Genomic DNA, 25,772 nt, shown 5'->3' with positions numbered 1-25,772 from the left:
AAGGGAAACAATTGCAGGAGATTACGCTGCAAGATAATTGCAGCGTCTTTAAAAACGACTCACGCACTCCATGGCGACCGTTTTGAACTCAGTGAAATTCCGGCACGCGCAGAGCCGCGTCATGGCGCGTTCGCGCAGGAAAGTGACGAAAATATCGTAGATAGCCATCGCTTCTTCGTATTCGCTTTTGCTGATGGCGAGCAGGAAGATCACGTGCGCCGTTTCATCACCCCAGGCAATACCCTGTGGGGCGAGGATAGTGTAGACCACCGTTTTCTTTGCCAACAGACCGAGGGAGTGCGGCAGGGCGATGCCGTCACCCAGCATAGTGCTGACAATGGCCTCACGCTCGACCACCGAATCAAGAAACTCCGCATCGACAAAGCCTTCATCCTGCAACTGACGGCATAATGTATTGAACAACGTTTGTTGATCCATTGTGCCATCGATAACACGGAAATGGGTGGCATCGAAAAATTTGTTCAGCATCCAAGGACGGGTCCTGTCGACCAGCACCAGTTTGCCAATCTGCTCCAGCTGATAATCGGTAGGAAATGGCGCAATCATCACCACAGGCTTATCTTTTTCGCCGATCCGCGCGGTCGAGACCACGAAGTCTTCGCTGATGTTTTCCCGCTGTTCGTAGTCGCGCAGCGTCACGGTATCGACGATTTCTATCTGCGGATACTTACGCGCCAATACCGCTTCAATCATCCGCGCCATCGCATTTCCGGCATCGCATACCAGCAGAACTTTCGGCTGTCTTTGGTAACCGATGTTGTAACTACGCTCCAATCCAACGCCGATATGCAGGACGAGGAAACCAATCTCATTTTCACTGATGGCGTATGGCGTATATTTTCCCCATCCCGAGACGGCGGCCAGCGTCATATCCCATGCCATCGGATAGTGCTGTTTAATATTTTCCAGCAGCGGATTGGGGATCATTATCTGGTAACGCACCCGGGTGATCATCGTTTTAATATGCGTCAGCAGATCGGCATGTAACTGTTTGTCATTCAACAGGTTGTAGTTGTACTGGCTGTTGATAAAACGCAGGATGTAGTTGACCAGCGCTTCGCCATCATCCGCATTAATGGCACTGGGAGCGATCTCCTGAACCTGGCGGGCGGCAATATGCACCTGCAGCCAGTTCTCTTCAGAAATGGAGAGCGGTTTATCCGCCAACCGATGCAATACCGCCGCGATTTCCCGCGTGGCCAGGCACACAGATTGCTCGGCTTCTTCTGCGGCAAATTCCGGTAGTGGATACCCTTCGCTAATCCGCCGTACCGCCACCGCGCAGTACAAGCGCAAAAACAGCTCGCCCTCATCGGTCAGGCGAATATGAAAACGGGAAAAAATGTCCTGCAAAACGGGTTGCAGTTGCTCTGGGATCCCGGCGTTTAATGCTTCATCCGTCACCAATGGATGCTGCGGATCCTGCTGAGCCAGCATCCACAGCAGATCGGTCAAACAGGCGCGGATCGCCATCTCGCTGCCGAACAGCTTCATGCCGTGTCGCGGGCGCGTTTCCAGCGTCAGATGATAACGTTGCAGATGCTCGCGCACCTCTGCCATATCGTTTTGCAGCGTCGCGCGACTGATAAACCATTCATCAGCCAAATCTTCCAGCTTCAGCGAAAAAGCCGACGTCAGAAAGCGAACCACCAGCCAGTGAACCCGTTCCTGGCTGGTGCGTGGGATACGCAGCAACCTGTCGGGCTGCTGGGTCTGCAGGGCATGAAAACTTGCCGGATCGTCAATTTTGAGCTGATAACCATTACCCCGGCTGAGGACAAACTGCGCGCCATACTGGGTGAGCAGCGCGTTTAACGCGGTGATGTCCGCCCGTACAGTGCGCGTGGAAACCGACAACCGCTGCGCCAGCTCGTCCTGTGGAAGCGCTTCGTTTTGCAACATGCCAAAGAGCTGCGCTAAACGTTGGTTGGGAAATCGCACGTCAGTTTCCTCATCAGTCAATTAGCCTACGCAGGCCCGGGTCATCGCCATCAGCTGGCGTACATCGTCCGGACGGGTATTACCACTCACCTTATCAATAATCGAACTATAGATGTGAGGAATGATTTTGCTCACGCCGGCATCGAGGGCGATCTGCAGGATTTCAGTGAAATTATCCAGATCGATCCCGCCCGTTGGCTCCAGCCAGAAGTCATGACGCGCGCAGGCCTGAGCGACCGCGATGTACTCGTCACGGCATTGCAGGCCGCCCATCGGGAAGTATTTAATCGAGCTACCGCCCATGTCTTTGAGCAGCGCAATGGCGGTTTCTACCGGCACAATGCCGTCCGGTGCCTTGCTGCTTAGCGGACCGGTGGAGATCTTTACCAGGCCCGGCGTACCGGTTGGTGAAACCAGACCGTTGACCACCGTGTCCTGCTGGCCCAGCAGCGCACGACTGGTCGCCACGCCGGTAAAGACCTGATTAACATGCTGTGGCTGCACCTGACGGGAAATTTCACTGACCATCGCCGACTGGTTAGGATCGCCCGCCCCCAGCCCCACAGACAGCGCGTTATCAATAAGCGCCGCGTATTCACGCATGTCCGTTACCGCGCTTGCGACATCCGGGTAATTTTTTGATAGTACGCCAACCAGCACGTGGCCTTCCGCCGCCGCGTAAATCTCCTGGGCATTTTCTTTGGAGCCTGCCAGTACGTTCAGGCAGACGCGGTCGCGATAAAAGTTAGGGGTTAATTTCATGCTTTTTTCTCCTGCGAAATCACTTCACCAATTCGACGGGCCACAATCTCCAGTTGCGCGCGATCGACGCTGCGCACATCGGCTTCGATAATGCCTTCGTTGGCTTTGTAACCACGGAAGTAAATCGCGTACTCCCCTTGCTTCAGCGCGTCGACCAGTTCGCCTGTGGCGATCCCGGTTACCGCTTCGTCAAACTTAATTTCCGTGCGCGCGATGTCGCGCCCTGCGCTGTCCCACACCACGCGAGCGCTCACGCCGTGAAGCTGATTCAAGGTAGTAATAAACGGCGTCATTTTCTCGACCATTTCCGCACCGCTCTCTTTCTGCGCGTTGAGGTACAGTTCAATAGCGCAGGTCAGGCCGAGGATGCCCTCTTTGCCGACCTTCATTGCCCGGCCAATGCCCGCCGTTTGACGTTTTACCCACTCAACGTATTGGGCTTTACCGATCACCAGACCGCTGGTCGGCCCTTCAATCGCCTTCGCGCCGCTATAGATAACGAGATCTGCGCCGACACGGTAGTAGCACTGCAAATCTTCTTCCGCCGCCGCGTCCACAATCAGCGGTAGATTATGCGTGCGCGCCACCACCGCAACCTGCTCCACGCTGAGCATACTTTTCTGTACGCAGTGGTGAGATTTGATATACAGAATGGCCGCAGTGCGCGGTGTGATGGCCGCCGCCAGCTGCGCCGCGGAACATTCGTTGGCATAACCGGCTTCGACTACCTTGCCGCCGCCAAGCGCCACCATGGTGCCCACCGGCGCGCCAAAGTTGACGTTGTGGCCCCTGGGCAACACGATTTCGTTGTTGTCGATGGGCGTGACGTGCAGGTTCTCCAGCAGCCAGTCGCTGTCTTTAACCAGCACAGCCGCGACCGACTGGGCGATCCCGGCCGAGGCGCAGGAGACAACGGTTGCCCCTTCCACTTCCAGCAATTTCGCGATGTAGTCACCAGTTTTATTCACCAGGTCTTTCATCTCAAAATATTGGTTCATCCCGGCCATCGCGGCCTCAACCACTTCGGGGCGCGGCGTAGAGACGCCGAGCGCCGTCATGCGTCCTGAAGTGTTAATTACCTGTTTTAAATTGTATTTTTCAAAAATCGAAGGCATGTTCCGCGCTCCCTTGTTCGGTCATATAGCCCTTGCCCGCACGTATTGCGGCAAGCGGCGCCAGCAGTTGTTCAGCCTGCAGGCTGTCGTTTTCGGCATCTACCAGCACGGTTGGCTGGCGTTTCAGCGTAAAGAGGGTTAAATCGGCATCCAGGCCGACCTGCAGTCGCCCCTTCTGTTTCAGGCGCAGGCCATCGGCGGCATTAGCGGTAACACATTCAATGACCTGCGGAAGCGACATGCCAATGGCGAGAAATTTCGACATCACATTCGCCAGAGAATGAACCGGGCCGCTGATACGGTTGCGACAGTAGATATCGGAGCTGATGGTGTGCGGCAAAATGCCCAGGCCGATAGCACGTTTCGCCACCGCAAAGCTCAGGCTGGCGGTGCCGTGCCCAACGTCCAGACGCACGCCGCGTGAAATAGCCCGCGTCACTGATGCCCGCAGCTCGCCTTGCGGCGTCAGAATGCGGTTCGGCTTACCGTTGTAGCAGTGGGTAATAATGTCGCCAGCGGTGAGGCGTTCGGCGATCTCATCCAGATCCGGCGGGTTGTTGCCGATGTGCACCATCAGCGGCAAATCACCGTTCTGCGCCTGCATCGCTTTGGCGCGATCCAGCGGCGTGATGCCGTTAACACCTACCACGCTGCTGCTCATGCGTGCCTTCAGGCCGACGATAAAATCAGGGTGGCGTTTCATCGCCTGCCGGACCGCATCGGCGTCAATGTTGGCCATATTAGCCAGCTCGTTTTGGGCGATCAGCCCAACGCGTGAAATGTTCAGCAGCGCATAAACTTCGGTGGCCGCGTCACGGGTCAGCGTGTAAAAATCGTCAATATCATCAGCGCCAGTGCTCCCGGCATCTACCACTGTGGTCACGCCAGTGGCAATACCCACGCTGTCCGGTTCGTCATGGTAAATCGGCGATTTCGGGTAGCAGTGAACGTGAGAATCAATCCAACCCGCGCTGACGTAACACTCGCCGCGCAGGTCGATGGTTTTCAGCGCCGGACCCTCAACGTCACCCAACGCTGCGATTTTGCCATCCTGAAGGGCAATATTAGTCAGCGTGTCGTCGACCAGACGCGCATGGCGCAGGAGTAAATCAAACATCGCTCTCTCCTTTGCCGGATGGCGGCGCTACCGCCTTATCCGGCCTACAAATCAACAGTTAGCTAATGGCAATCGGGAAGATGGAACCGAGGATCATCGCGCCGAGAATCGCCCCGCCGGTGATCGGTTTTTGCCAGATATAAAACAGCAGCGCCCCCAGCAGCGAACCCACGCCAATCGGGATAGAGGCCGTCATCGCGCTAAGGATAATCAAGGGACCGAGGAAGCGACCAGAAGCGTTACCGGCCCCCATCATCACGTCCGCTCCGTAGGTTGAGTCGCTCTGGTTGATGGTGAACTTACGCGCCAGAATGATGATGTAGCCAATCGCCAGACCAATCACCAGGCCGGTGACCAACGAGGCAGCGAAGTTGGCGACCGGGAAAATAATGCCCGCGCCCAGCAACAGCGCCGGAACACCTAATCCGACCCCGGTCTGAATCGCCCCGCCGATATCCAGAATCCCCACCAGCGAACCTTCAATGATGCGGGCAAACAGGAAGCTGGCGCCAAATGCCGCTACCGCGCCGTAGGAACCGGTGTCCATTCCCGCTTTCAGCATCGCCACAAACGCCACTTCGTTGAATGCGCCAATACCGTACAGGTAGTACATATGCGTTCCGGCAAACACGCCGGATGAGAGCAGGCCAACGAAGATCGGGAACGACCAGTCGGCGAACCAAAAACCTTTATTCTGTTCCATGATGGCCTCCGTTATTTGCCGCTGAGCGAGTTGTGGATAAGTTCCAACCAGTTAGGCACTGTCAGATGGAAGGATTCGATCATCTTCATATCGAAGCCGCGGAAGAAGCCGCTCAGGACGAACAGCGCGACGATGGCTACCATCATCACTTTCGTCACGTGGTTCCAGCCGCTCTCTTCAACACCTTTGCCGATCAAAATGCCAAGAACCAGTCCCGGGACGGCGTTACCCATAATTAACTGCGCCGCGCCGCCAAAAACGGTGGCCCAGAAGCCAGATTTCTTACCGGCGTCGATCGCCGCCAGCCAGAAGATCACTGGCATCACGGTGTTGACCAGCAGGTTAGCCGCGGGAACCAGCACCTTAACGGCAGTAACCTGTAGCGCTTCCGGTACGGATGACGCGGTGAGGTTCAGAAAGGTCACGACAATCATGCCGATCACACCGCAGGCAATCGCCATGCGCTTAGGATCGTGCAGCGTTTCACCGACGTTGCGATTTTTAATCATCAGCGCGGCGGCCCCCCAGTTGGGGATGATGCGATGGTCGACGTCCTGCGTGAACGCACCTGCGGCAACGGAAGAAGCCCAGGCGTTAAAGAAAAAGCCCAGGCCGAACGAGAAGTGAGAAGCCGGATCCCCTTCGCAGGAATTCAGTTCTCCCAGAGTACGAAACGCGCCCATCCCTTGAGTGGTCGGCGCATGAAACATGCGTGCAGCCCCAGCGCCGACACCGACGCCAACCAGGCCGCCGATGATGAGCGATTTTATTAATATTATCAGGAACATAATTATGCCTTTTAATAAAGAATCAGCGTTGCGTAACGAAATCCACCTTGTCGAGATTGATGGCAGTCACGTTGACGGTCACGTCCAGCTCCACGCTGAAGGTGCGTCTTTCCCGGCGCAGGAAGAGGAACAAAAACGCCTCTTTGCGCACCGTTTCACGCGCTTGAACAACCTGCACATCCTGTGGCTCAATACGCAGTAAGATATGCGGGGACGCTTTCATCACCGCAGCCTGAACATGGTTCAGAGCATCGGCAAAGGCGCGCGCTTTAGCCTCCCCCTTGCCCGTGACTCTCACCGTGGTGGTGAATTGCTCTTTCATGCTTAAGCGCCGTATTTCTTTTGCCACGCCTGTACCAAGCGCTCACCGAGCTCTTCTTTGTCCATAAAACCGAACCCCAGCACGTTGCAACCTTCGTTGATGGCGGTTACCCCTTCGTCGACCGAGCGCATGCCATATTTCGCCTTATAGCCATATTTGGTTTGCGCGGTAATCGCCCCCGCCCCGCCGCTGCCGCAGAACGAGATGCCAAAGGTGGCATTTTCCGCTTTCATCACATCGCCCAGCTTCATATCAGCAGCAACGCCCGGCACCACGACCGCGCGGCCACCCGCTTTCTCAACGCCTGCCGCCACTTTCTGGCCTTTACCCAGACGATCGCCAATCACTACGGTAATTTGTTCCATCTTTTGCTCCTTAAAGGTTGTCTTTCGCGACTTCGAAGTGCACCGACAGCAGCCAGGCCTCTTCCTCAGGAAGATTGCCAAACTCAGCGACCACGTCGCGGGCAAGCGCCATTGATTCGGCAGATATTTCATCGAACAAGCTGGCATCGACTTCCGGTAAGGGTTCACCCGTTACCGAGCGGTGCGCCATGGCGCGAACATGCGACGTCAGCATCTGTTCCTGTACGGCGTTGGGAATAATGTGGCGTTCACGCAGCAAGGCATACACCTGCGCCAGCATGCGGTCGGCCAGTTCAACCGATTCCCCCATGTCATTCATTACAGCTCCGTTATTCACTCGTCTTACCCCACTAATGGCTCTGAGGGTAAATTAGCGGCGGGGGTTAAAAGTTTGTAGCGAGTTGTTTTCCACTTCGAAGTGGAAAGAGGCGCAGCGATAGTGATCTATGCCGCAGAAAAGGCGAGATTTGCGCTTTAGTGCCGAGAAACTGTGATGGGTATCGCAAGAGATGAGCAGGAAACAGCCGGTTCGACGAATGGTTTCCCTAACTCTAAAGTTGAAAAAATGTGACGGGGATAGCCTTTGGCGTCTTATCCGGCCTACGGTTATGCAGGCCGGATAGAGCAGATTAGCGGAACTTCTTGTGGTTTTCGTTGCGCGTTTTTTTCAGGTCTTCCGCAACGGCTTTCGCCTCTTTGACTTTTCCTTCGTTCGCCAGCTTCAGCGCGCCGTCGATCTGGCCGATCAGCGTGTCAAAGCCGTGGCGGAAGTCCTTCATCTCCGGGCTGTCCGGGGATTTGCTTTCCAGCTTCGGCGGCGTTCCTTTTTGCGCGTCCAGCGCGGCTGTACGCATTTTGGTTAACGCGTCTTTCAATTCAGTCGCATTATCCGTTTTTTCGACGATTTTCAGGTTGTCGTTGAGGATCCCCATGTCATCTTCAAGATCGGCTGCAAACGCAGAAGAACCAAGAACCAGCGTTGAAGCCGCGACGATCGCTAACAGGTGTTTACGCATTGCTCACTTCCTTTTTTATTATTAAAAATTAACGCCTTAACGAGTATCACTGCCCGGCGATTTTCATCTCCGGCAACAGGACCGAACCACACTGAATATTACTGCGGGTTTCAATATCGTTACCGACGGTCACAATATTGCGCCACATCTCTTTTAAGTTACCGGCGATGGTAATTTCGCTCACCGGATACTGAATTTCGCCGTTTTCGACCCAGAAGCCCGCCGCGCCGCGCGAATAATCGCCGGTAATGCCGCTTACGCCCTGTCCCATCAGCTCGGTAACTACCAGGCCCGTGCCCATCTCTTTAAGCATCTGCTCGAAGCTTAGACCTTGTCCGGGAATACGCCAGTTGTGGATCCCGCCCGCATGACCGGTGCTCTTCAGCCCCAGCTTACGGGCAGAGTAGTTGGTCAGCAGCCATTGGGTCAAAATGCCGTCTTTAATAATGTCACGGCGCTCTGTGCGTACGCCTTCGCTGTCAAATGGCGAGGAGGCCAGCCCTTTCAGCAGATGTGGATGCTCTTCAATGGTCAACCATTCAGGCAGAATTTGTTTGCCCAGCGAGTCCAGCAGGAAGGTGGATTTGCGATATACGGAGCCACCAGCAATCGCGCCGACCAGGTGTCCGAACAGTCCGGTCGCCACTTCATTGGCGAAAATGACCGGCGCTTTCATGGTGGAAAGCTTGCGCGGAGACAGGCGAGATAAGGTACGGCGCGCACAGTCTGCCCCCACCCATTCCGGCGTTTGTAAATCGCCCATCGCCCGGCCAATGGTGTAAGCGTAATCACGCTCCATATCGCCATTTTCTTCCGCGATCACGCAGCTGGAAAGGGAATGACGCGTGGAGCAGTAGCCCTGCAGCATGCCGTGGCTGTTGCCAAACACCTTGATGCCATAGTGGCTGTTAAAGCTGCCGCCTTCGGTATTGGTGATGCGTTTGTCTGCCTGCAACGCTGCCTGTTCAGCACGAGCAGCCAGTTCGATAGCTTCGTCAGGAGAAACTTCCGCGGGGTGGAACAGGTCCAAATCGGGCGCATCAAAGGCCAGCAGTTCTTTATCTGCCACGCCCGCGCACGGGTCCGGCGAGGTGTAACGAGCGATGTCCAGCGCGGCTTGCACGGTACGGGCAATCGCCTGCGGGCTTAAATCGGTGGAGGATGCGCTGCCCTTACGGTTCTGGTGATAAACCGTAATCCCCAGCGCGCCATCGCTATTGAATTCTACGTTCTCCACTTCACCATAACGGGTGCTGACGCTAATACCCGTGGTCTTGCTAACAGCGACTTCCGCGCCATCCGACTGACCTGACGCTAATTCCAGTGCCGTCGAGACCGCTTCTTCCAGAATCTTACGCTGCGCTTCAACTTGTGAGATTACTTTCATCGCAAATGCCATAATGTAGAGAGAGTTTCTCTGAAGTCTAACAGAGAACCGTTTTTCAGTGCGCATCTTAACTGGTAACATTAGCCTCTTTTTTTAAGGAGCCTGACATGACTAAGCAGCCCGAAGACTGGCTCGACGACGTTCCCGGTGATGACATCGAAGACGAAGACGATGAAATTATCTGGGTCAGTAAAAGTGAAATAAAACGTGACGCCGAGGAGTTAAAACGCCTGGGTGTGGAACTGGTAGAACTGGGGAAAAACGCGCTGGATAAAATCCCGCTCGACGCGGATTTACGTGCCGCCATTGAGCTGGCCCAGCGCATTAAGATGGAAGGTCGCCGCCGCCAGCTGCAGCTGATTGGCAAAATGTTGCGCCAGCGCGATGTTGATCCTATCCGTCAGGCGCTGGACAAGCTGAAAAACCGTCACAACCAACAGGTCGCTGTCTTCCATAAGCTGGAGCAACTGCGTGACCGTATGGTTGACGGTAGCGATGAAGCCATCGAAGAAGTGATGAACCTGTGGCCTGACGCCGATCGTCAGCAACTGCGTTCGCTGGTGCGTAACGCCAGGAAAGAAAAAGCGGGCAACAAGCCGCCGAAATCAGCGCGTCAGATTTTCCAGTACCTGCGTGAACTGGCGGAAAACGAGGCCTAACCACTTCGTCTGCCGAAAGTGCTGGATGGCGGTGCACACACCTTATCCGGCCTACAACGCATCGTAGGCCCGGTAAGCGTAGCGCCACCGGGCATTTTTTTACTCTTCTTCTGCCTGAGCTTTTTTCGCCAGGCCGTCCAGCAGTTTCTGATGAATACCGCCAAACCCACCGTTGCTCATCACCAGGATGTGATCGCCTGGCTGTGCGGTTTTCACCACCATATCTGCCAGCGCATCCACATCGCCGCTCCAGTGAGCTGGCTGAACGCAGGCCTCAGCGACTTCCGCCACTTGCCACGGAATATGCGGGGGTTGCAGCAGGAACACTTCATCCGCGCGTCCTAACGATGGTGCCAGATCGTCTTTGCACAGGCCCATTTTCATGGTGTTCGAACGAGGTTCCAGTACCGCGATAATGCGCGCGGTGCCGCCCACTTTACCGCGCAGTGCGGCAAGCGTTGCCAGAATCGCCGTCGGGTGGTGAGCAAAATCGTCATACACCGTTACGCCGTTCGCTTCGCCGCGCAGTTCAAGACGACGACGGGCGTTGATGAACGATCCTAGCGCATTCGCCGCGTCGGCAGGCGCTACGCCCACATGACGGGCAGCCGCAATCGCCATCAGACCGTTGTGCATGTTATGTTCGCCGACCAGGCCCCACGTCACCTCGCCCACTTTTTCACCGTCCAGCCACACTTCCCAAACGGATGCATCGGTGGTCAGCTTTTTCGCCTGCCAGTGACCCTGTTCGCCAACCAGCTCTTGTTCGCTCCAGCAGCCCATCGCCATCGTTTGTTTCAGATTGATGTCGTTTTCCGGGTAGATGATGCGTCCCTGGCCCGGCACGATACGTACCAGGTGATGGAACTGTTTCTGGATGGCTTTCAGATCGTCAAAGATGTCCGCGTGATCGAACTCAAGATTATTGAGGATCAGCGTACGTGGGCAGTAATGCACGAATTTAGAACGCTTATCGAAGAAGGCGCAGTCGTACTCATCCGCCTCAATCACGAAGAAGTCGCTTTCGCCCAGACGCGCAGAAACCTCAAAGTTGCCCGGTACGCCACCGATCACAAACCCTGGCTTGTAGCCACAGGCTTCGAGGATCCAGGTTGCCATTCCAGCAGTGGTGGTTTTGCCGTGCGTCCCCGCAACCGCCAGTACCCAGCGATCGCGCAGGACAAAGTCATGCAGCCATTGCGGGCCGGACATGTATGGAATGTTCTTCTCAAGCACCGCTTCCACGCAGGGATTACCACGGGTCATGGCGTTGCCGATGATCACCAGGTCCGGCTGCGGGTCGAGCTGGCTGGCATCGTAGCCCTGAATTAAATCAATGCCTTGTTTCTCAAGTAAGGTACTCATCGGCGGATACACATTGGCGTCCGAACCGGTTACTTCATGACCAAGCGAGCGCGCCAGCATCGCCAGACCGCCCATGAAAGTGCCACAAATTCCCAAAATATGAATGCGCATACGTCACTATCCTTTTTTAATCTGGGGGCCATTTTACGCACATGTCCGGCAAGTGAGAAACGCATTTCAGGATATTCCGTAGTTTGCTGGCGCGATTCACCTAAGCGCAACAATGGAAATATTTGTTAATATTGTTGCGGTCGCTTTACTCCACATAAATTGCAGGGAAAGTGTTATGAAAACGTTAGGTGAATTTATTGTCGAAAAGCAGCACGAGTTTTCTCATGCTACCGGTGAACTCACTGCTTTGTTGTCGGCAATAAAGCTGGGCGCCAAGATCATCCACCGCGATATCAACAAGGCCGGTCTGGTCGATATCCTGGGTGCCAGCGGTGCTGAGAACGTACAGGGAGAGGTTCAGCAGAAACTCGATCTGTTTGCGAACGAAAAACTGAAAGCTGCACTGAAGGCGCGCGACATTGTGGCGGGCATTGCCTCGGAAGAAGAAGATGAAATCGTCGTCTTCGAAGGCTGCGAACACGCAAAATATGTTGTGCTAATGGATCCGCTGGATGGCTCATCCAACATCGATGTTAACGTCTCTGTCGGTACAATTTTCTCTATTTACCGCCGCGTAACCCCAGTCGGCACACCGGTCACGGAAGAGGATTTCCTGCAGCCGGGCAACAAACAGGTTGCTGCGGGCTACGTTGTTTATGGTTCTTCCACCATGCTGGTATATACCACCGGCTGTGGCGTACACGCCTTTACCTACGATCCTTCTCTGGGCGTATTCTGCCTCAGCCAGGAACGTATGCGCTTCCCGGCGAAAGGCAGCACGTACTCCATTAACGAAGGCAACTACATCAAATTCCCGAATGGCGTGAAGAAGTACATTAAATTCTGCCAGGAAGAAGATAAGTCAACCCAGCGCCCGTACACCTCGCGCTATATTGGCTCTCTGGTTGCGGATTTCCATCGCAATCTGCTGAAGGGCGGGATTTACCTGTACCCAAGCACCGCCAGCCACCCGCAGGGGAAACTGCGTCTGCTGTACGAATGCAACCCGATGGCCTTCCTGGCTGAGCAGGCGGGCGGCAAAGCAAGCGATGGTAAAGAGCGTATTCTGGATATCACGCCAGAAAGTCTGCACCAGCGCCGCTCTTTCTTCGTGGGCAACGACCATATGGTTGAAGATGTAGAACGCTTTATCCGCGAGTTCCCGGACGCGTAAGCACCATTTCCCGGCCTACTGCACATTGTAGGCCGGATAAGCGAAGCGCCATCCAGCACAATGCGATGATATTGCCTGATGGCGGCTTCGCCTTATCAGGCCTCCGTTCGGTTACGCTGTCTGTAGCTTAAACGCCGCCATCGCCTCCAGCAGCGCATGTGACTGCTCTTCCAGCGAGCGGGTAGCCGCTGAAGACTGCTGCACCAGTGCCGCATTTTGCTGCGCCGTTTCATCCATCTGAATCACCGCGATATTCACCTGCTCTATGCCGCGACTCTGTTCCTGGGACGCACTGGCGATTTCCCGCATCAGCTTTGTCATACGCATCACTTCAGTGGCAATTTCATCCATGGTTTCACCCGCCTGCTGCGCCAGCTCGCTGCCTTCACCGACGTGGGTGTGCGAATCGCTGATTAACGCGCGGATCTCTTTTGCCGCTTCGGCGCTGCGGCTGGCCAGATTACGTACTTCACCTGCGACAACCGCAAAACCCCGTCCTTGCTCACCGGCCCGCGCCGCTTCAACGGAGGCATTGAGCGCCAGAATATTGGTCTGGAATGCGATGCCGTCAATCACGCTAAGGATGTCGGCAATACGACTGGAACTGCCGGCAATATCGCGCATTTTCTCGATCACATAGCACACCATCTCGCTGCCGCGATCGGCAGTATCCGATACCGATTTTGCCAACTGGTGCGCCTGTTCGGCATTGTCCGCATTCTGTTTCACGGTCGCCGTTAACTCTTCCATGCTGGCAGCGGTTTGTTCCAGCGAAGTAGCTGTCGATTCAGTGCGTTGCGCCAAATGCTGGTTCCCGGCCGTCAGTTCACGACTGCCAATATCAATTTGCGAGCTGGCGTCACGTACACGTTGCACCGAGTCGCCCAGCGCATGGCGCATTTCATCCATCGCCGCGTTGAGGCGGTTGAACTCGGCGCTGGCCGACAGCGCGGCAACCGGTGACAAATCGCCTGTCGCCAGACGTTCCAGCTGTTCAACAATGTTATCCAGCGGTTTGAGAAACTTATTTCGCAGCATAAACCAAATAACCGCCAGCAATGCGATGGCCGCCAGCATCGCTGCACTCATAATACCGTGGTAAATCAATGAAGTAATAACACGGGTAGAGGCGTATAGCCCCATCCCGCCGGTCAGTAACAGAAGAAACGCCAGTAGAGACAATAACACCAACAAACTTGATCGAATTGAAAGGGATTTTGGCATCGTTATATTTCCGGTTGTAGGGTTAAAACAGACCTGTACAGAACCTATCGACTACAACCGGAAAAAGTTTAGGTATTTAAATGTTTTGTGAAAAATCAGTATGTTACTTTGGTGTTGCCGCCGTGCTTATGCGGGTGACCGGCGAGCTTTGACGATTTTCCCAAAGCACCGTTAGACCGCGTTGTAAGGCAATAAAAATAAACAATAAAATGCCAATCGCGATCTTGGTCCACCAGGAACTTAATGTACCGTCAAAATTAATATAGGTCTGGATCAGCCCCTGAATAGCCACGCCAAACAAGGTGCCTAAAACCGTGCCCACTCCGCCGCTCAACAGCGTACCGCCAATCACAACGGAGGCAATCGCATCCAGCTCGACGCCGACGCCCGCCAGCGCATAGCCGGCCTGGGTGTAAATGGAAAAAACAATGCCAGCAAGCGTAGCCAGGCCGGTAGACAACATATAAATGCGGATGGTGGTGCTGCGGGTAGAGATCCCCATCAGGTTAGCCGAGGTAGCATTACCGCCAATCGCATATACCTGATTGCCAAATCGTGTACGGTGCGCCAGGAAGATGCCGATAACCACCACGCCTAGCATCAGCAACCCCATCGCACTCAGACGACCGCCGCCGGGAATTTTCCATGCCAGACTGGAGAGCGTGTCATAAACCGGATGGTTAATTGGGATCGACTCTTCGGAAACCAGATAACTGACGCCGCGCAAAAAGAACATTCCCGCCAGGGTAATGATAAACGCCGGGATCTTCAGCGCATCAATCAGTAATCCCATAAACGCGCCAAACGCGCAGCCCATTAGCAAAATCAGGGGGAACGCCACTAACGGAGAAATCCCCCAGTAGCCAATCGCCTTGGCCAGAAATACGCCGGTAAAGGCGATGACCGAGCCAACGGAAAGGTCGATCCCACCAGAGAGGATCACGAAGGTCATGCCGACGGCAATAATCCCTAAAAAAGCGTTATCGGTCAGGATATTGCAAATCACCCGGGTGGAAGCAAAAGCCGGAAATTGCGTCAGACAGTAGAGGTAGCCCAGCACAAACACGCCGAGGGTGATCATCAGCGGTAAATTACGTTTTATCATGACCACGCACTCCTTTTATCAGGCTGATAAAGCGTTGTGACTGCACAACCAGCACACACAACACCACGATGGCTTTGACCACCTGATTCAGTTCCGGCTGGAAGCCCGACAGTAAAATCCCGGTGTTCATCCCCTGGATAATTAACGCGCCTATCACCGACAGCAGCAGATTAAAACGCCCGCCCATCAGCGAGCCGCCGCCGATGACCACCGCCAGAATAGCGTCCAGCTCCAGCCATAATCCGGCGTTATTCGCATCCGCGCCGCGTATATCCGCCGTGACGATGATCCCGGCGATAGCGGCACACAGGCCGCTCAAGACATAGGTAAGCATCACAATAATGCGGGTGTTGACCCCGGCGTTTTTCGCCGCGCGAATGTTGATACCTACCGCTTCAATAAACATGCCCAGCGCCGTTTTACGCGTCAGCAGCCAGAACACCACCAGCGTCAGTAACGCAATAATCACCGGCGTGGGGAACAGTAACAGCGAACCGCTGCCAAACCAGGACAGCTCAGGCGAGTTGAAGGTGACGATCTGCCCGGAGGTGATCAACTGCGCGACGCCGCGCCCGGCGACCATCAGGATCAGCGTGGCGACGAACGGTTGGATCTTGAGGATTGCCACCAGAATTCCGTTCCACAATCCCGCCAGAATACCGGAGCCTAAAGCGGCAAGCAGCACCACCGGCAGGCTGTGCCCGGCCACCATCATCGCCGCGGTCGTGGCCCCGGCAATGGCCATCACTGCGCCAACGGAAAGATCAATGCCGCCAGTGGCAATCACCAGCGTCATACCAATCGCCAACAGCGCCACAGGCGCGGCGCGGTTGAGAATATCGATAGGGCTACCGAACAAACGTCCGTCCTGCAAAATCACCTGGTAAAAGTGCGGCGCAACCAGACTGTCCACCAGCAGCACCAGCAACAACGCCACAAGTTGTGGCATCCCTTTGGGCCAATGAAACCGTCGTTTAGGCGGATTGGATTGAGGGAGAGATTGAGGCATCACCATAGTCTCCTTAGGCCGCAATGGCGTTCATGATCGCCGGGACGGACAATTCAGCCAGTGGGATCTCGGCCACCTGTTTGCGATCGCGCATAATAATGACCCGATCGGCATAGCCCACCAGTTCTTCCAGTTCCGATGAGATAACCAGCAGGGCCAAACCATCGGCGCATAACGTTTCGATCAGGCGGATGATCTCGGCATGCGCGCCGACGTCGATCCCGCGCGTGGGCTCATCGAGGATCAGAAACTGCGGTTTGGTCAGTAACCAGCGCGACAGCAAGACTTTTTGCTGATTGCCACCGGAGAGAAATTCGATCGGTTGTTCAGCGTTAGGGGTGCGAATACCAAGCTGGCGAATAAAGCGCTCGGCAATCTCGTTTTGTTCTTTACGGGGAATGGGGCGCAACCAGCCGCGCTGCGCCTGCAACGCCAGAATGATGTTTTCACGCACCGAGGCGGCGGCAATAATGCCATCCGTTTTTCGATCCTCCGGGCAAAAACCGATCCCCAGGCACGAAGCCTGATGCGGCGATCGCAAGGTCTGCGGTTTACCTTTGATCAGTGCGCTGCCGCTGTCGGCGGGTTTAATGCCAAAAATCACTTCCGCGGTTTCCGTCCGCCCGGATCCCAGCAGCCCGGCAAGACCGACGATCTCACCAGGACGCACCTGCAGATCGAACGGGGCAATAGTGCCTTTCTTGCCAAAGCCGCTAAACGCCGCCACCGGTTTATCGCTCAGCAACGTGCGGCCCGCGCGCTGTAGCGCATGGGTATCCAGTTCGCGACCCAGCATCATTTTGACCAGTTCGATCTGTGGCAGTTCGCGAGTTTCACGACAGCCCACAAAGCCACCGTTACGCAGAACGGTGATGCGATCGCTGACCTGATAAACCTGATCGAGGAAATGGGTGACGAAAATCAGACTGACGCCGCGATCGCGCAGATGCCGCATCAGGCCGAACAGCATTTCAACTTCCTGGGTATCAAGGCTGGCGGTAGGCTCATCGAGGATCAGCACCTTCGCAGAGAGATCAATCGCCCGACAAATGGCGACGATCTGCTGCATTGCTACGGAAAAGCGGTTCAGCGGCTCACGCACATCGAGGGAAAAACCGTACGACGCCATCAGCTCCGTCGCGCGCTTTTCCATCTGTTTGCGCTGCAACAGGCCAAAGCGCCGCGGTTCGCGGCCAATAAACAAATTATCCGCTACCGACATATTGGGCAGCAGGTTCACTTCCTGGTACACGGTGCCAATCCCCAGTTGCTGGGCATGGGCGGTATTTTTGGGGGAGATAGGTTGGCCTTCGAGCCAGATCGTACCGCGATCGGCATGATAAACACCGGTCAGCGCTTTGATAAGCGTCGATTTCCCCGCCCCGTTTTCGCCGAGCAGCGCCATGATCTCGCCGCGTCGCAGGCTGAAATCCACGTTATCGAGCGCTTTGACGCCGGGAAAGAATTTGCTTAAGCCCTCTGTGCGGAGGATTTCCTGATGTTGGTCGGTGGTCATGGCATTCCTCCGGTACGAGGTCACGGCGTTTCGTAGGCCTGATAAGCGCAGCGCCATCAGGCAACAAATGCCGGATGGCGGCGTAACGCCTTATCCGGCCTACGGAAGACCGACAGCAAAACTAGTAGCCCATGTTTTTCTTCTTCTCTAACTCTTCTTTCGCGGTATCCGGCAGATAGAGGATCGATTTGGTAATGGTCAGCTTCTCAGGCATCGTGCCGTCTTTTTTGAATTTCTCCAGCGCGTCAAATGCCGGGCCTGCCATATTCGGCGTCAGCTCGACGCTGGCATTGGCTTCACCATCAATCATCGCTTTGTAGATATCCGGTACGCCGTCGATGGAACCCGTCAGAATGTCTTTACCTGGTTTCAGGCCCGCCTCTTTGATCGCCTGAATAGCGCCGATCACCATGTCATCGTTGTGGGCGTAAACCATGCAGATGTTCTTGCCGTTGTTTTCCGCTTTAATAAAGCTCTCCATCACTTCTTTCCCTTTACTGCGGGTGAAGTCGCCGGACTGAGAGCGGATAATTTTGATGTTTGGCGCGTTAGCGATGGCTTCAGCGAACCCTTTCTTACGATCGATCGCCACGCTGGCGCCAACGGTCCCTTGTATCTCAACGACGTTACACGGCTTGCCGTTCACTTCTTTAATCAGCCAGTCGCCGATCAATTTACCTTCCAGCACGTTATCGGCGGTGACGGTAGTCATATAGAGAGATTTGTCTTTTACATCGATGGAACGATCGAGCAAAAAGACCGGAATGTCGGCATCTTTGGCCTCTTTTAACACCGGCTCCCAACCTGTTGCCACGACCGGCGCAATAAAGATGGCATCGACGCCCTGGGCAACAAATGAGCGAACTGCTTTAATCTGGTTTTCCTGCTTTTGCTGGCCATCAGCGATTTTCAACGTAATTCCGCGCTTTTCGGCCTCGCTTTTCGCCACGTTGGTTTCTGCGGCGCGCCAGCCGGATTCAGAGCCAACCTGCGAAAATCCTACGGTTAATGGGGCTGCCATTGCCATAGACGACATGGCTGCCGAAACTGCTGTGACTATAAGTAAGCGCTTCCACATAAGTGCGTCCTCGTAGGGTGATTATTGTTGGTTAATAAACCGTCGCGAAAAAACTATAGACAATTGAGCATGTAACGGATTGCGTTACATCACACTTCAAAAAAGTAAATAAAACGTTAATCACAAGTTTGTAATCGCTTTCATATCACTATGAAAAATGCGACTGAAGATATGGATTTTTCTGTCACCAGGGAGGAGCAAAAAGAAGAAAATGGACGCAGAGAAAGCGAAAACAAGCGGAGACATTCCGCGCGAGTTGGCTATAATACCCGCCACTTGTTTGCCATAGCTTATTTAAAGGAAACAGACATGAGCTTACTCAACGTCCCTGCCGGTAAAGACCTGCCGGAAGATATCTACGTTGTTATCGAGATCCCTGCCAACGCAGATCCGATCAAATACGAAGTTGACAAAGAGAGCGGCGCCCTGTTCGTTGACCGCTTCATGTCCACCGCGATGTTCTATCCGTGCAACTACGGTTACATCAACCACACCCTGTCTCTGGATGGCGATCCGGTTGACGTTCTGGTCCCGACTCCGTACCCGCTGGAGCCAGGTTCAGTGATCCGCTGCCGTCCGGTTGGCGTTCTGAAAATGACCGACGAATCCGGTGAAGATGCGAAACTGGTTGCGGTACCGCACACTAAGCTGAGCAAAGAATACGATCACATCAAAGATGTGACCGACCTGCCGGAACTGCTGAAAGCGCAGATCACCCACTTCTTCGAGCATTACAAAGACCTCGAAGCTGGCAAATGGGTGAAAGTAGACGGTTGGGACAACGCTGAAGCTGCGAAAGCTGAAATCGTTGCTTCCTTCGAGCGCGCGAAGAAGTAATTCTTACTTATGATACTTAGCCCCGCATGTCGGGGCTTTTTTGTGCCCAAATGCGAGTGCAACGGGCACATAAAACAACGCCACCCGAAGGTGGCGTGTTTATATCAGTACTGGTCTCTGTCTAACCAGTTACCGCTTTCAATCAGCGTTAAGCCATCAACCGGACGTTGGTACACGTACATCCATGCACTTCCGTACGGCGTTTGAATTAGCTGGCGTGCGTATTCACCACCACGGGTACGCAGAGCATCAAGCTCTGCCAGCGTGGCGTTATCAATACGATAAACTTCCCCGTGTACTGTTCCATTTCCCGGAACGGCGCCTGGATAGTGGCCCAGGCTGTACAACTGGTAGTTGTCGATACTGAAATTTCCCAGCAACAGGGCATTGGTCATCCAGTGGCTGTTGCCTTGTTTGGTTCGTAAACTGCCGTAGACAAATATTCGCATTGCTAAAACTCGAACTGATAGAGCAAATCAAGTGCCTGATCTACGCCAGACACTGCTTCCAGATATAGCTTAGGCATCAGACGATAACGTAGCGTGAGTGTCGCTAAGGAGTCAAATATACCCACACCATATTTCACCTGCAGACCTGGCAGTACGTATCCGCTGACAACGACCTGAGATGAGTCACCCACCCCTTGCGTGTCGAGTGCCAGATTGCTTACGCCAAATGTCTCCCCGATTTTACCCACAACCTGACCACTTTGTGCAACCCCCAGGCCAATAAGCATTGAAGTCATCGCCGCGCTGTCACTCTGTTCACTATCCAGTCCTTGCCCACGAAGCAGGTAGGACAGCGCCATTTGCTGCGACATCGCCGGGTCGGAGAAGATCTCCGCTTTCGGTTCATCAGCCGTGCCCGTGACGCGAACGCCAGCGATCACGTCATCTTCTGTAGCATCCGGGTTACGAATCGCTTCAATATTGAGCAGCGGCTGATCCGGCGGACCGGAGAATAACAGCTCGCCCTTACGCACGATCAGATCCTGACCATAGGCATGGAAGCGACCGCTCGGGATATTAATCTGTCCGTTAAGCCCCAGCCCCTGTTTATCCTGCACCACCTTCAGATCGCCCGTCAGACGCGCTTTCAGACCAAAGGCATCAAGACGCACGTTATTACCAACGTGGATGTTCAGGTTGCTGTTGATCGGGATCCCGGCGGTCTGCGGTTTCTCAGGCTGGAGATCGTTATTAAGCATCACCATGTCGCTGGAAACCCCTACCGCGCTTTCCGGCAGATCGTGGACCACGATACGCGCCCACGGCACATCGACATTGCCATTCAGGGTAAACAGGCTCGGTGTCGCTTCAAATTCCACATCCGGCGAGACATCCAGACGCACCATCGGCGGCACGGTAATCCGCACCCGGCTGCCTTTCGCCGCGACGCGCGCCCGCCAGTTGTCGATCTGACTCCAGTCGGCGTCGCCGCTCAGGTTGATTTCCCCCTGCTGCGTACGCACCACACCCGCCAACGTTGAGCGTGTTCCGGTGAAGTTAACGGCTAACTGGCTTGGCTGCATGTCAAACGGCATAAAGTTACCGTCGATATCGAGTCCGCTCAGTTGCAGTTGTCCAAGCAGTTGTGGGCTTTGCACATCGCCACCCAGACGCAGGTTGGCGTTGATCGTCCCCGCGGCCTTTTCACCACGTGAGAAGATAGGGTTCACCATCGCCAGATTGAAGTTGCGGATATTGACGTTGCCGCCCAGGTTACGGCGCCCTTGTGGATCGGTTACCTGCACCTTTCCGTCAAACTGCCCGTTATTGGTCAGACGAATCAACCAGCCCAGCTCGGCACGGTTGTTGTGCAGATCGGCGGTCAGATTCAGCGTTTCAAATGCTACTGGCAGCGGCGCATCGTTCACGCTTTGCGTGACCTTCACGTTGCGTCCGGAAAGCGTCACCTGCCCCTGCGGCAGCCCCTCTTTGGTCGTGTCCCAACTGACATCGGCTTTACCGGTGAACACACCGCTGGCCTGAGTCGTATCCGGCATAAACGGTTTTAACATCGCCAGGTCGAAACGGTTGAGATTCACCACCGCGCGGCCTTCTGCACCGGCATCAATGGTTTGTGGTACGCACAGCTCCGCATTCGGGTTGTTCCAGCAGTGCGGCCCAATGCTGATTTTTTGCTCCTGATTGCGGTAATCCAACGCGATCGCACGATTAAGCGCCCACGGGCCAACCGGCGTCTGGAAACGGGTATTGCTTAACTCCCCTTTCCAGCGCTGTTCTTTGCGATCAAAGCTGCCTGCCAGGGAGAGCTGGCCTGAGACCGGCTCGCCCTGGATGCGCAGCTGTAGCTCATGCTGCTTCTCACTGCCTTTGGCATCGAGCGTCACCAGCCCGATATTCACATCAGGTTGTACAATCCGCTCTACGCGAACGTTGAGATTACCGGCGATTTGCTCGGCCGATTTCACGTCGCCTTCGACGCGAACCTGAGCAATGGAAAGCTCCTGCCAGCGCAGGCCGCGAGCGGTGATGTCCGCCAACAGCTGTGGCGCTTCAACCGTCCCGCGAACTTTTACCAACCCTTTTGCCGTACCGCCTAATCCCGGCAGCGCGTTATCCAGACTTGGGGCATCAATCGTCGCGTCGAGATTGAGGTCTTTGACCCCCAGCTCGCCTTTCACGTCCGCACTGTTGCGCCCCAGTTCCAGATGCAGGCCCGGGATCGTCCACTGCAGGTAGCTGTTCCCCTTCAGCGAGCCGTTTACATTGACCTTGTTCTGCTTCACGTTACCGGTTAGCTTCAGCTCAGGAATCTCCATCTGCCAGCTTCCGCCGTACAGACTGCCGCGCGTTTTAACCAGACCATTCAGCTTTGACGGCCAGTCCGGGATTGTTTTCGCGGTATTGATGCCGTCCAGCGTTAGCTCCCCGCGCCAGCTGATCGCCTGCTGCCAGTCCACCAGCGCTTTCAGTTCGGTTTTCCCTTCCAGCGCCGCAATGCTCAGTTTGTCGAGATTGATCTGCTGTTCGTTGCCTTTGGCATCCAGGGTAATGGTAGCAGGAGGAATATCCTGCCCTTTCACCGCGGTACGCATCGACAACGTATAGTCGGTCATTTTGCCGGTCAGCTTGAGCTTGATGTCATCGGCCTGGAACTGCTTGTCGCCAGTAAACGGCCAGTAAACCTGCTTACTCACCACTTCCAGGTTGAGCGGTAATCCGGCTTCTGCCAGACGCGTTTGCGCACGCAGGTCCATATCAACCGGGCCAGACAGATTAACGCCGACTTCCAACTGGTCACGCAGCGCGCCACCGACCTTCAACTTAACCTTTTCACCTTTTAATGGATCGACGTTCAGCGTGCTGTTGAGGGTAATATCTACCGGCCATGCGTCGGTGAGCTGAGCCGTACCGCTAGCGTTGACCGTGCCCTGATTAGAGTCGATATCCAGCGCGTCGAGCTTCATGTTGCCATCAATACTGCTCACTTTGAGCAGCATGTTATGCACCGTTAAATCCGTATCCCCGGTCACGCGCAGTTGCTCGCCGCGAAACTCTTCAATATTGAGGTTGAGCGGCAGATGGACATCGGTCATTTCCGGTAGCACCGGCTTTGAGAACAGATCTTTTAGCGTTTCACCGAGCGGTTTTTCATCCGGCTGCGGATTTTGAATCTTCGGTTCAACGACCTCTTCCTGCGCCACTTCCGCCACTTTAGGCAGGGCAATCAGCAGGCCCTGTAATGACGTTGGCTTCAGGGTCAGCGTTTTTTCCTGCCAGTTCAGGCCGGAGGTAAAATCGAGCACTGAAACCGTGGTGTCGTCAATTTTGATATTGATGTTATTCAGCGCCACACGCGAAAGCGTGATCGGATAAGGTGTGGAAAGATTAAGCGGGCCGCTATCCTCTTCCTCAACCGGTGCTGAAGGCGGCATCTTTTTGCTGTCGATCGCCACGTTGATATTTTTCAGCGACAGATCGTTGACGCACAGGCTGCTATCCCAAAGACACTCCAGCCCGACGGCCAGATGCACTTCACCAGCATTCACCGCCACGCCAGGCTGGTCATAACGAATATTTTTGAGCGATAAATCCCGCCAGCCGCCGGTGACCTGACCAATTTCCAGCCCCGGAACCCAGCGATTAGCTGCCTTGAAGATCAGGTGCAGGCCCGAGGTGGTGCCGACAAGGAACGCCACCGTGCCTAACAACAGCAGGATAAAAATCAGCACGCCGAGGCTTATCTTCTTCCATAAACTCATAATTCAGGCCCCAGACCGATGTAAAACTGTAAACCATGTTCATCTTTGTCGCCGACAGGGACGGCAAAATCGAGCTTGATCGGCCCCACCGGCGATTGCCAGCGAACGCCGACCCCGGCCCCGGTTTTGAAATCGCTTTTGCGGATATCGCTGACCGCTTCGCCGCTATCGACAAACATCGCGCCCCACCATTTCCCGGTCACGTTGTACTGGTATTCCAGCGAGCCGGTTGCCAGCTTCGAGGCCCCTTTCAGCTTACCGTCGCTACCTTCGGGCGAAATAGATTTGTATTTGTAGCCGCGAATACTGCGATCGCCCCCGGCGAAGAAACGCAGATCCGGCGGCACTTTGTCGAAGTCCCCGGTTTCAATCCAGCCGAGGTTACCGCGCATCACAAAGCGATGCCTGTCGTACAGCGTGCGGATCCAGACGTTTTGCGCCTGGAAGACGGAGAAATCGACGTCTGAGCCCCAGGCCGTATTGGAGTAATCAATGGAATAACGCTGAGAATCGCCCCAGACGGGCATCAGACCACCGCGCGAACGCGTCCGGCTAATCATCACGCCCGGATAGAGCAACATGGTGGTATTGGTGACGTTACCCTGAGTAAAGTGGTCGAGGCTCCAGCGCAGGTTAATCGCGCGCTGCCAGCCGCTGGAGAGATCCCAGTAGCGGGAAACCGCAAGCGTCGTGGAGTCCTGCTCGGTGTCGTTTAAATCGGTACGCTTAAAGCCCCCCTGCACCAGGTAATACTGCTCCAGCGGGTTCTTTAACAGTGGCATTTTATAACTAAAATCAAGCACCTGCTCTGGCGCAGAGATACTGGCGCTGGTGGTCAGGCTGTGGCCATAGGAGTTCATCCATGGCTTTTTCCACGAGGTCTTCACCCGTGGCCCGACGTCAGTTGAATAACCAACCCCGGTTTCGATGGTGTTTTCGGTGCGCGGCGAGACCACGCCTTTTAGCGGCAGCACTTTGGTTTTGCGGGCTTTATCAAATTCCGGCGCGACAACCACAGAATTAAACCATCCAGTCGCCGACAGACGACGGTTCAGTTCCCCCAGATCTTTCGACTCGTACTCTTCACCTTCTTTAAACGGCACCAGATTTTGCAGGTACTCATCGCGAATTTGCGAGCCTTCAAAGGTGACATGCCCAAAGCGATAGCGTTCGCCGCTGTTGTAATCGATATCCCAGAACGCCTGACGGCGCTCAAGCGCTATTCCAAGCTGGCTTTTATTAAATTCACTGTCGAAATAGCCTTTGCGCAGCGCCACGCTGGTGAGGGATTTTTTGAAGTTGTCATAGTCTCCCTGATTCAGCACGGTGCCGATTGCCGGGCGCGTTTTCAGCAGATCCAGATAGTCTTTATCCGTACGCGCGCCACCGCGCAGAATCACTTCGGTGCCGCCAATCAGCACCGGCTCGCCGGGGGTGACTTTGGCAATCAGCACCTGGCGTCCTTTTGCCGGTGGCGGGCGCAGCTCAAAATCAATGGTCGGCTCAAAGTAGCCCAGCGCTTTTAGCCCTTCGCGGATGGCATCATCAACGCGCGCACGAAAGCGTCGGTCTGGAGTGACTTCATCACTTTGAATCGTGGACAGCTGCGCACGGACGTTTTTCTCCAGCGGTCCTGATAATCCTTCGACCTGTAAGCGAACATTCGCGGCGGCGGCGGAGCCACTTAAGCACAGTAATCCCACCCAACATAACTGACGGATATGTGGCACATTTTCTCCTGAATATCCTTTTTTCCCACCCCTGGAAAAAAATACTATGCCGTTCCTCGGCTTAACAAAAAATCAACAATAAGAGTTGAAAAACAGACGACAACCCAAATATTTCTTATGTTTAACTCTAGACGTATTCATGCCGTTTATTGTGGGCAAAGACGCGTCTCGTTACAACCTTAACCCAAATGACTGATTT

23 protein-coding genes are annotated in these 25,772 nt (G+C 54.8%); 3 read left to right on the top strand and 20 right to left on the bottom strand.

Annotated features, from left to right (window positions below; translation table 11 throughout):
* Positions 1–48 precede the first annotated feature (48 nt).
* The 11 genes from ACVXHP_RS14955 to pmbA form a co-directional block, all read right to left on the bottom strand.
* Complete coding sequence (locus tag ACVXHP_RS14955) at positions 49–1,962, bottom strand: BglG family transcription antiterminator (RefSeq protein WP_447571729.1); 1,914 nt, start codon at positions 1,960–1,962, stop codon at positions 49–51.
* A 21-nt stretch (positions 1,963–1,983) separates the two neighbouring features.
* The gene (dagF, locus tag ACVXHP_RS14950) at positions 1,984–2,724 is read right to left on the bottom strand and encodes a 2-dehydro-3-deoxy-phosphogluconate aldolase (protein WP_316128871.1); all 741 of its coding nucleotides are present in this window, start codon (positions 2,722–2,724) and stop codon (positions 1,984–1,986) included.
* Positions 2,721–3,839 (bottom strand): DgaE family pyridoxal phosphate-dependent ammonia lyase, encoded by a 1,119-nt coding sequence (locus ACVXHP_RS14945; protein ID WP_447571728.1) that lies wholly within the window; start codon positions 3,837–3,839, stop codon positions 2,721–2,723. Before ACVXHP_RS14945 ends, dagF begins: the two co-directional genes overlap by 4 nt.
* Positions 3,823–4,956, bottom strand: coding sequence for an amidohydrolase/deacetylase family metallohydrolase (locus tag ACVXHP_RS14940; RefSeq protein WP_447571727.1), 1,134 nt, complete (start codon positions 4,954–4,956; stop codon positions 3,823–3,825). The genes ACVXHP_RS14945 and ACVXHP_RS14940 overlap by 17 nt, the downstream gene beginning before the upstream one ends.
* 58 nt (positions 4,957–5,014) lie before the next feature.
* Positions 5,015–5,659: a DUF4310 family protein gene (locus ACVXHP_RS14935; RefSeq protein ID WP_038636652.1), complete on the bottom strand. Its 645-nt coding sequence runs from the start codon at positions 5,657–5,659 to the stop codon at positions 5,015–5,017.
* An 11-nt stretch (positions 5,660–5,670) separates the two neighbouring features.
* A complete protein-coding gene (locus ACVXHP_RS14930) occupies positions 5,671–6,447 on the bottom strand; it encodes a DUF4311 domain-containing protein (RefSeq protein ID WP_043018215.1) in 777 nt (258 codons plus the stop codon).
* A 22-nt stretch (positions 6,448–6,469) separates the two neighbouring features.
* The gene (locus tag ACVXHP_RS14925) at positions 6,470–6,769 is read right to left on the bottom strand and encodes a DUF4312 family protein (protein WP_038636649.1); all 300 of its coding nucleotides are present in this window, start codon (positions 6,767–6,769) and stop codon (positions 6,470–6,472) included.
* Positions 6,770–6,771: 2 nt separating this feature from the next.
* A complete protein-coding gene (locus ACVXHP_RS14920; RefSeq protein WP_008786042.1) occupies positions 6,772–7,134 on the bottom strand; it encodes an SFCGS family glycine-rich protein in 363 nt (120 codons plus the stop codon).
* Between the two features lie 10 nt (positions 7,135–7,144).
* The gene (locus ACVXHP_RS14915; RefSeq protein ID WP_016151467.1) at positions 7,145–7,453 is read right to left on the bottom strand and encodes a PRD domain-containing protein; all 309 of its coding nucleotides are present in this window, start codon (positions 7,451–7,453) and stop codon (positions 7,145–7,147) included.
* A gap of 310 nt (positions 7,454–7,763) precedes the next feature.
* The gene (cybC, locus tag ACVXHP_RS14910) at positions 7,764–8,150 is read right to left on the bottom strand and encodes a cytochrome b562 (protein WP_316128876.1); all 387 of its coding nucleotides are present in this window, start codon (positions 8,148–8,150) and stop codon (positions 7,764–7,766) included.
* 46 nt (positions 8,151–8,196) lie between these two features.
* Positions 8,197–9,549 (bottom strand): metalloprotease PmbA, encoded by a 1,353-nt coding sequence (pmbA, locus tag ACVXHP_RS14905; protein ID WP_200008277.1) that lies wholly within the window; start codon positions 9,547–9,549, stop codon positions 8,197–8,199.
* A gap of 95 nt (positions 9,550–9,644) precedes the next feature.
* On the opposite strand from pmbA, the gene yjgA reads away from it, so the two are divergent.
* The gene (yjgA, locus tag ACVXHP_RS14900) at positions 9,645–10,196 is read left to right on the top strand and encodes a ribosome biogenesis factor YjgA (RefSeq protein WP_200008275.1); all 552 of its coding nucleotides are present in this window, start codon (positions 9,645–9,647) and stop codon (positions 10,194–10,196) included.
* 99 nt (positions 10,197–10,295) lie between these two features.
* Here yjgA and mpl read toward each other — a convergent pair whose 3' ends face one another.
* Positions 10,296–11,672 carry a UDP-N-acetylmuramate:L-alanyl-gamma-D-glutamyl-meso-diaminopimelate ligase gene (gene mpl, locus ACVXHP_RS14895; RefSeq protein ID WP_304702471.1) on the bottom strand — a complete coding sequence of 459 codons (1,377 nt, stop codon included), beginning with the start codon at positions 11,670–11,672 and terminating at the stop codon, positions 10,296–10,298.
* Between the two features lie 175 nt (positions 11,673–11,847).
* Here mpl and fbp point away from each other — a divergent pair, with 175 nt between their 5' ends.
* Positions 11,848–12,846, top strand: coding sequence for a class 1 fructose-bisphosphatase (gene fbp / locus ACVXHP_RS14890; protein ID WP_016155536.1), 999 nt, complete (start codon positions 11,848–11,850; stop codon positions 12,844–12,846).
* 111 nt (positions 12,847–12,957) lie between these two features.
* Here fbp and ACVXHP_RS14885 read toward each other — a convergent pair whose 3' ends face one another.
* The 5 genes from ACVXHP_RS14885 to ytfQ form a co-directional block, all read right to left on the bottom strand.
* Positions 12,958–14,070: a methyl-accepting chemotaxis protein gene (locus tag ACVXHP_RS14885; protein ID WP_304702472.1), complete on the bottom strand. Its 1,113-nt coding sequence runs from the start codon at positions 14,068–14,070 to the stop codon at positions 12,958–12,960.
* Positions 14,071–14,173: 103 nt separating this feature from the next.
* The gene (yjfF, locus tag ACVXHP_RS14880; RefSeq protein WP_304702473.1) at positions 14,174–15,175 is read right to left on the bottom strand and encodes a galactofuranose ABC transporter, permease protein YjfF; all 1,002 of its coding nucleotides are present in this window, start codon (positions 15,173–15,175) and stop codon (positions 14,174–14,176) included.
* Positions 15,162–16,184 (bottom strand): galactofuranose ABC transporter, ATP-binding protein YtfT, encoded by a 1,023-nt coding sequence (gene ytfT / locus ACVXHP_RS14875; RefSeq protein ID WP_447571726.1) that lies wholly within the window; start codon positions 16,182–16,184, stop codon positions 15,162–15,164. The genes yjfF and ytfT overlap by 14 nt, the downstream gene beginning before the upstream one ends.
* A gap of 13 nt (positions 16,185–16,197) precedes the next feature.
* Complete coding sequence (gene ytfR / locus ACVXHP_RS14870) at positions 16,198–17,700, bottom strand: galactofuranose ABC transporter, ATP-binding protein YtfR (protein ID WP_048212855.1); 1,503 nt, start codon at positions 17,698–17,700, stop codon at positions 16,198–16,200.
* A gap of 121 nt (positions 17,701–17,821) precedes the next feature.
* Complete coding sequence (ytfQ, locus tag ACVXHP_RS14865; RefSeq protein ID WP_447571725.1) at positions 17,822–18,778, bottom strand: galactofuranose ABC transporter substrate-binding protein YtfQ; 957 nt, start codon at positions 18,776–18,778, stop codon at positions 17,822–17,824.
* Positions 18,779–19,087: 309 nt separating this feature from the next.
* Here ytfQ and ppa point away from each other — a divergent pair, with 309 nt between their 5' ends.
* On the top strand, positions 19,088–19,615 hold the full coding sequence (gene ppa / locus ACVXHP_RS14860; protein ID WP_003025726.1) for an inorganic diphosphatase: 528 nt from the start codon (positions 19,088–19,090) through the stop codon (positions 19,613–19,615).
* A gap of 104 nt (positions 19,616–19,719) precedes the next feature.
* On the opposite strand, the gene ACVXHP_RS14855 is transcribed toward ppa, so the two are convergent.
* The 3 genes from ACVXHP_RS14855 to tamA are packed head-to-tail and all read right to left on the bottom strand — an operon-like array spanning position 19,720 to position 25,573.
* On the bottom strand, positions 19,720–20,064 hold the full coding sequence (locus tag ACVXHP_RS14855) for a gamma-glutamylcyclotransferase family protein (RefSeq protein WP_003025723.1): 345 nt from the start codon (positions 20,062–20,064) through the stop codon (positions 19,720–19,722).
* A 2-nt stretch (positions 20,065–20,066) separates the two neighbouring features.
* Positions 20,067–23,843, bottom strand: coding sequence for an autotransporter assembly complex protein TamB (gene tamB / locus ACVXHP_RS14850; protein ID WP_316128879.1), 3,777 nt, complete (start codon positions 23,841–23,843; stop codon positions 20,067–20,069).
* A complete protein-coding gene (gene tamA / locus ACVXHP_RS14845) occupies positions 23,840–25,573 on the bottom strand; it encodes an autotransporter assembly complex protein TamA (RefSeq protein ID WP_042312760.1) in 1,734 nt (577 codons plus the stop codon). Before tamA ends, tamB begins: the two co-directional genes overlap by 4 nt.
* Positions 25,574–25,772 lie beyond the last annotated feature (199 nt).

The organism is Citrobacter freundii complex sp. 2025EL-00176, assembly GCF_053309355.1.
The sequence above is the reverse complement of the archived record's forward strand: the minus strand, read 5'-3'. Positions and strand labels throughout refer to the sequence as shown.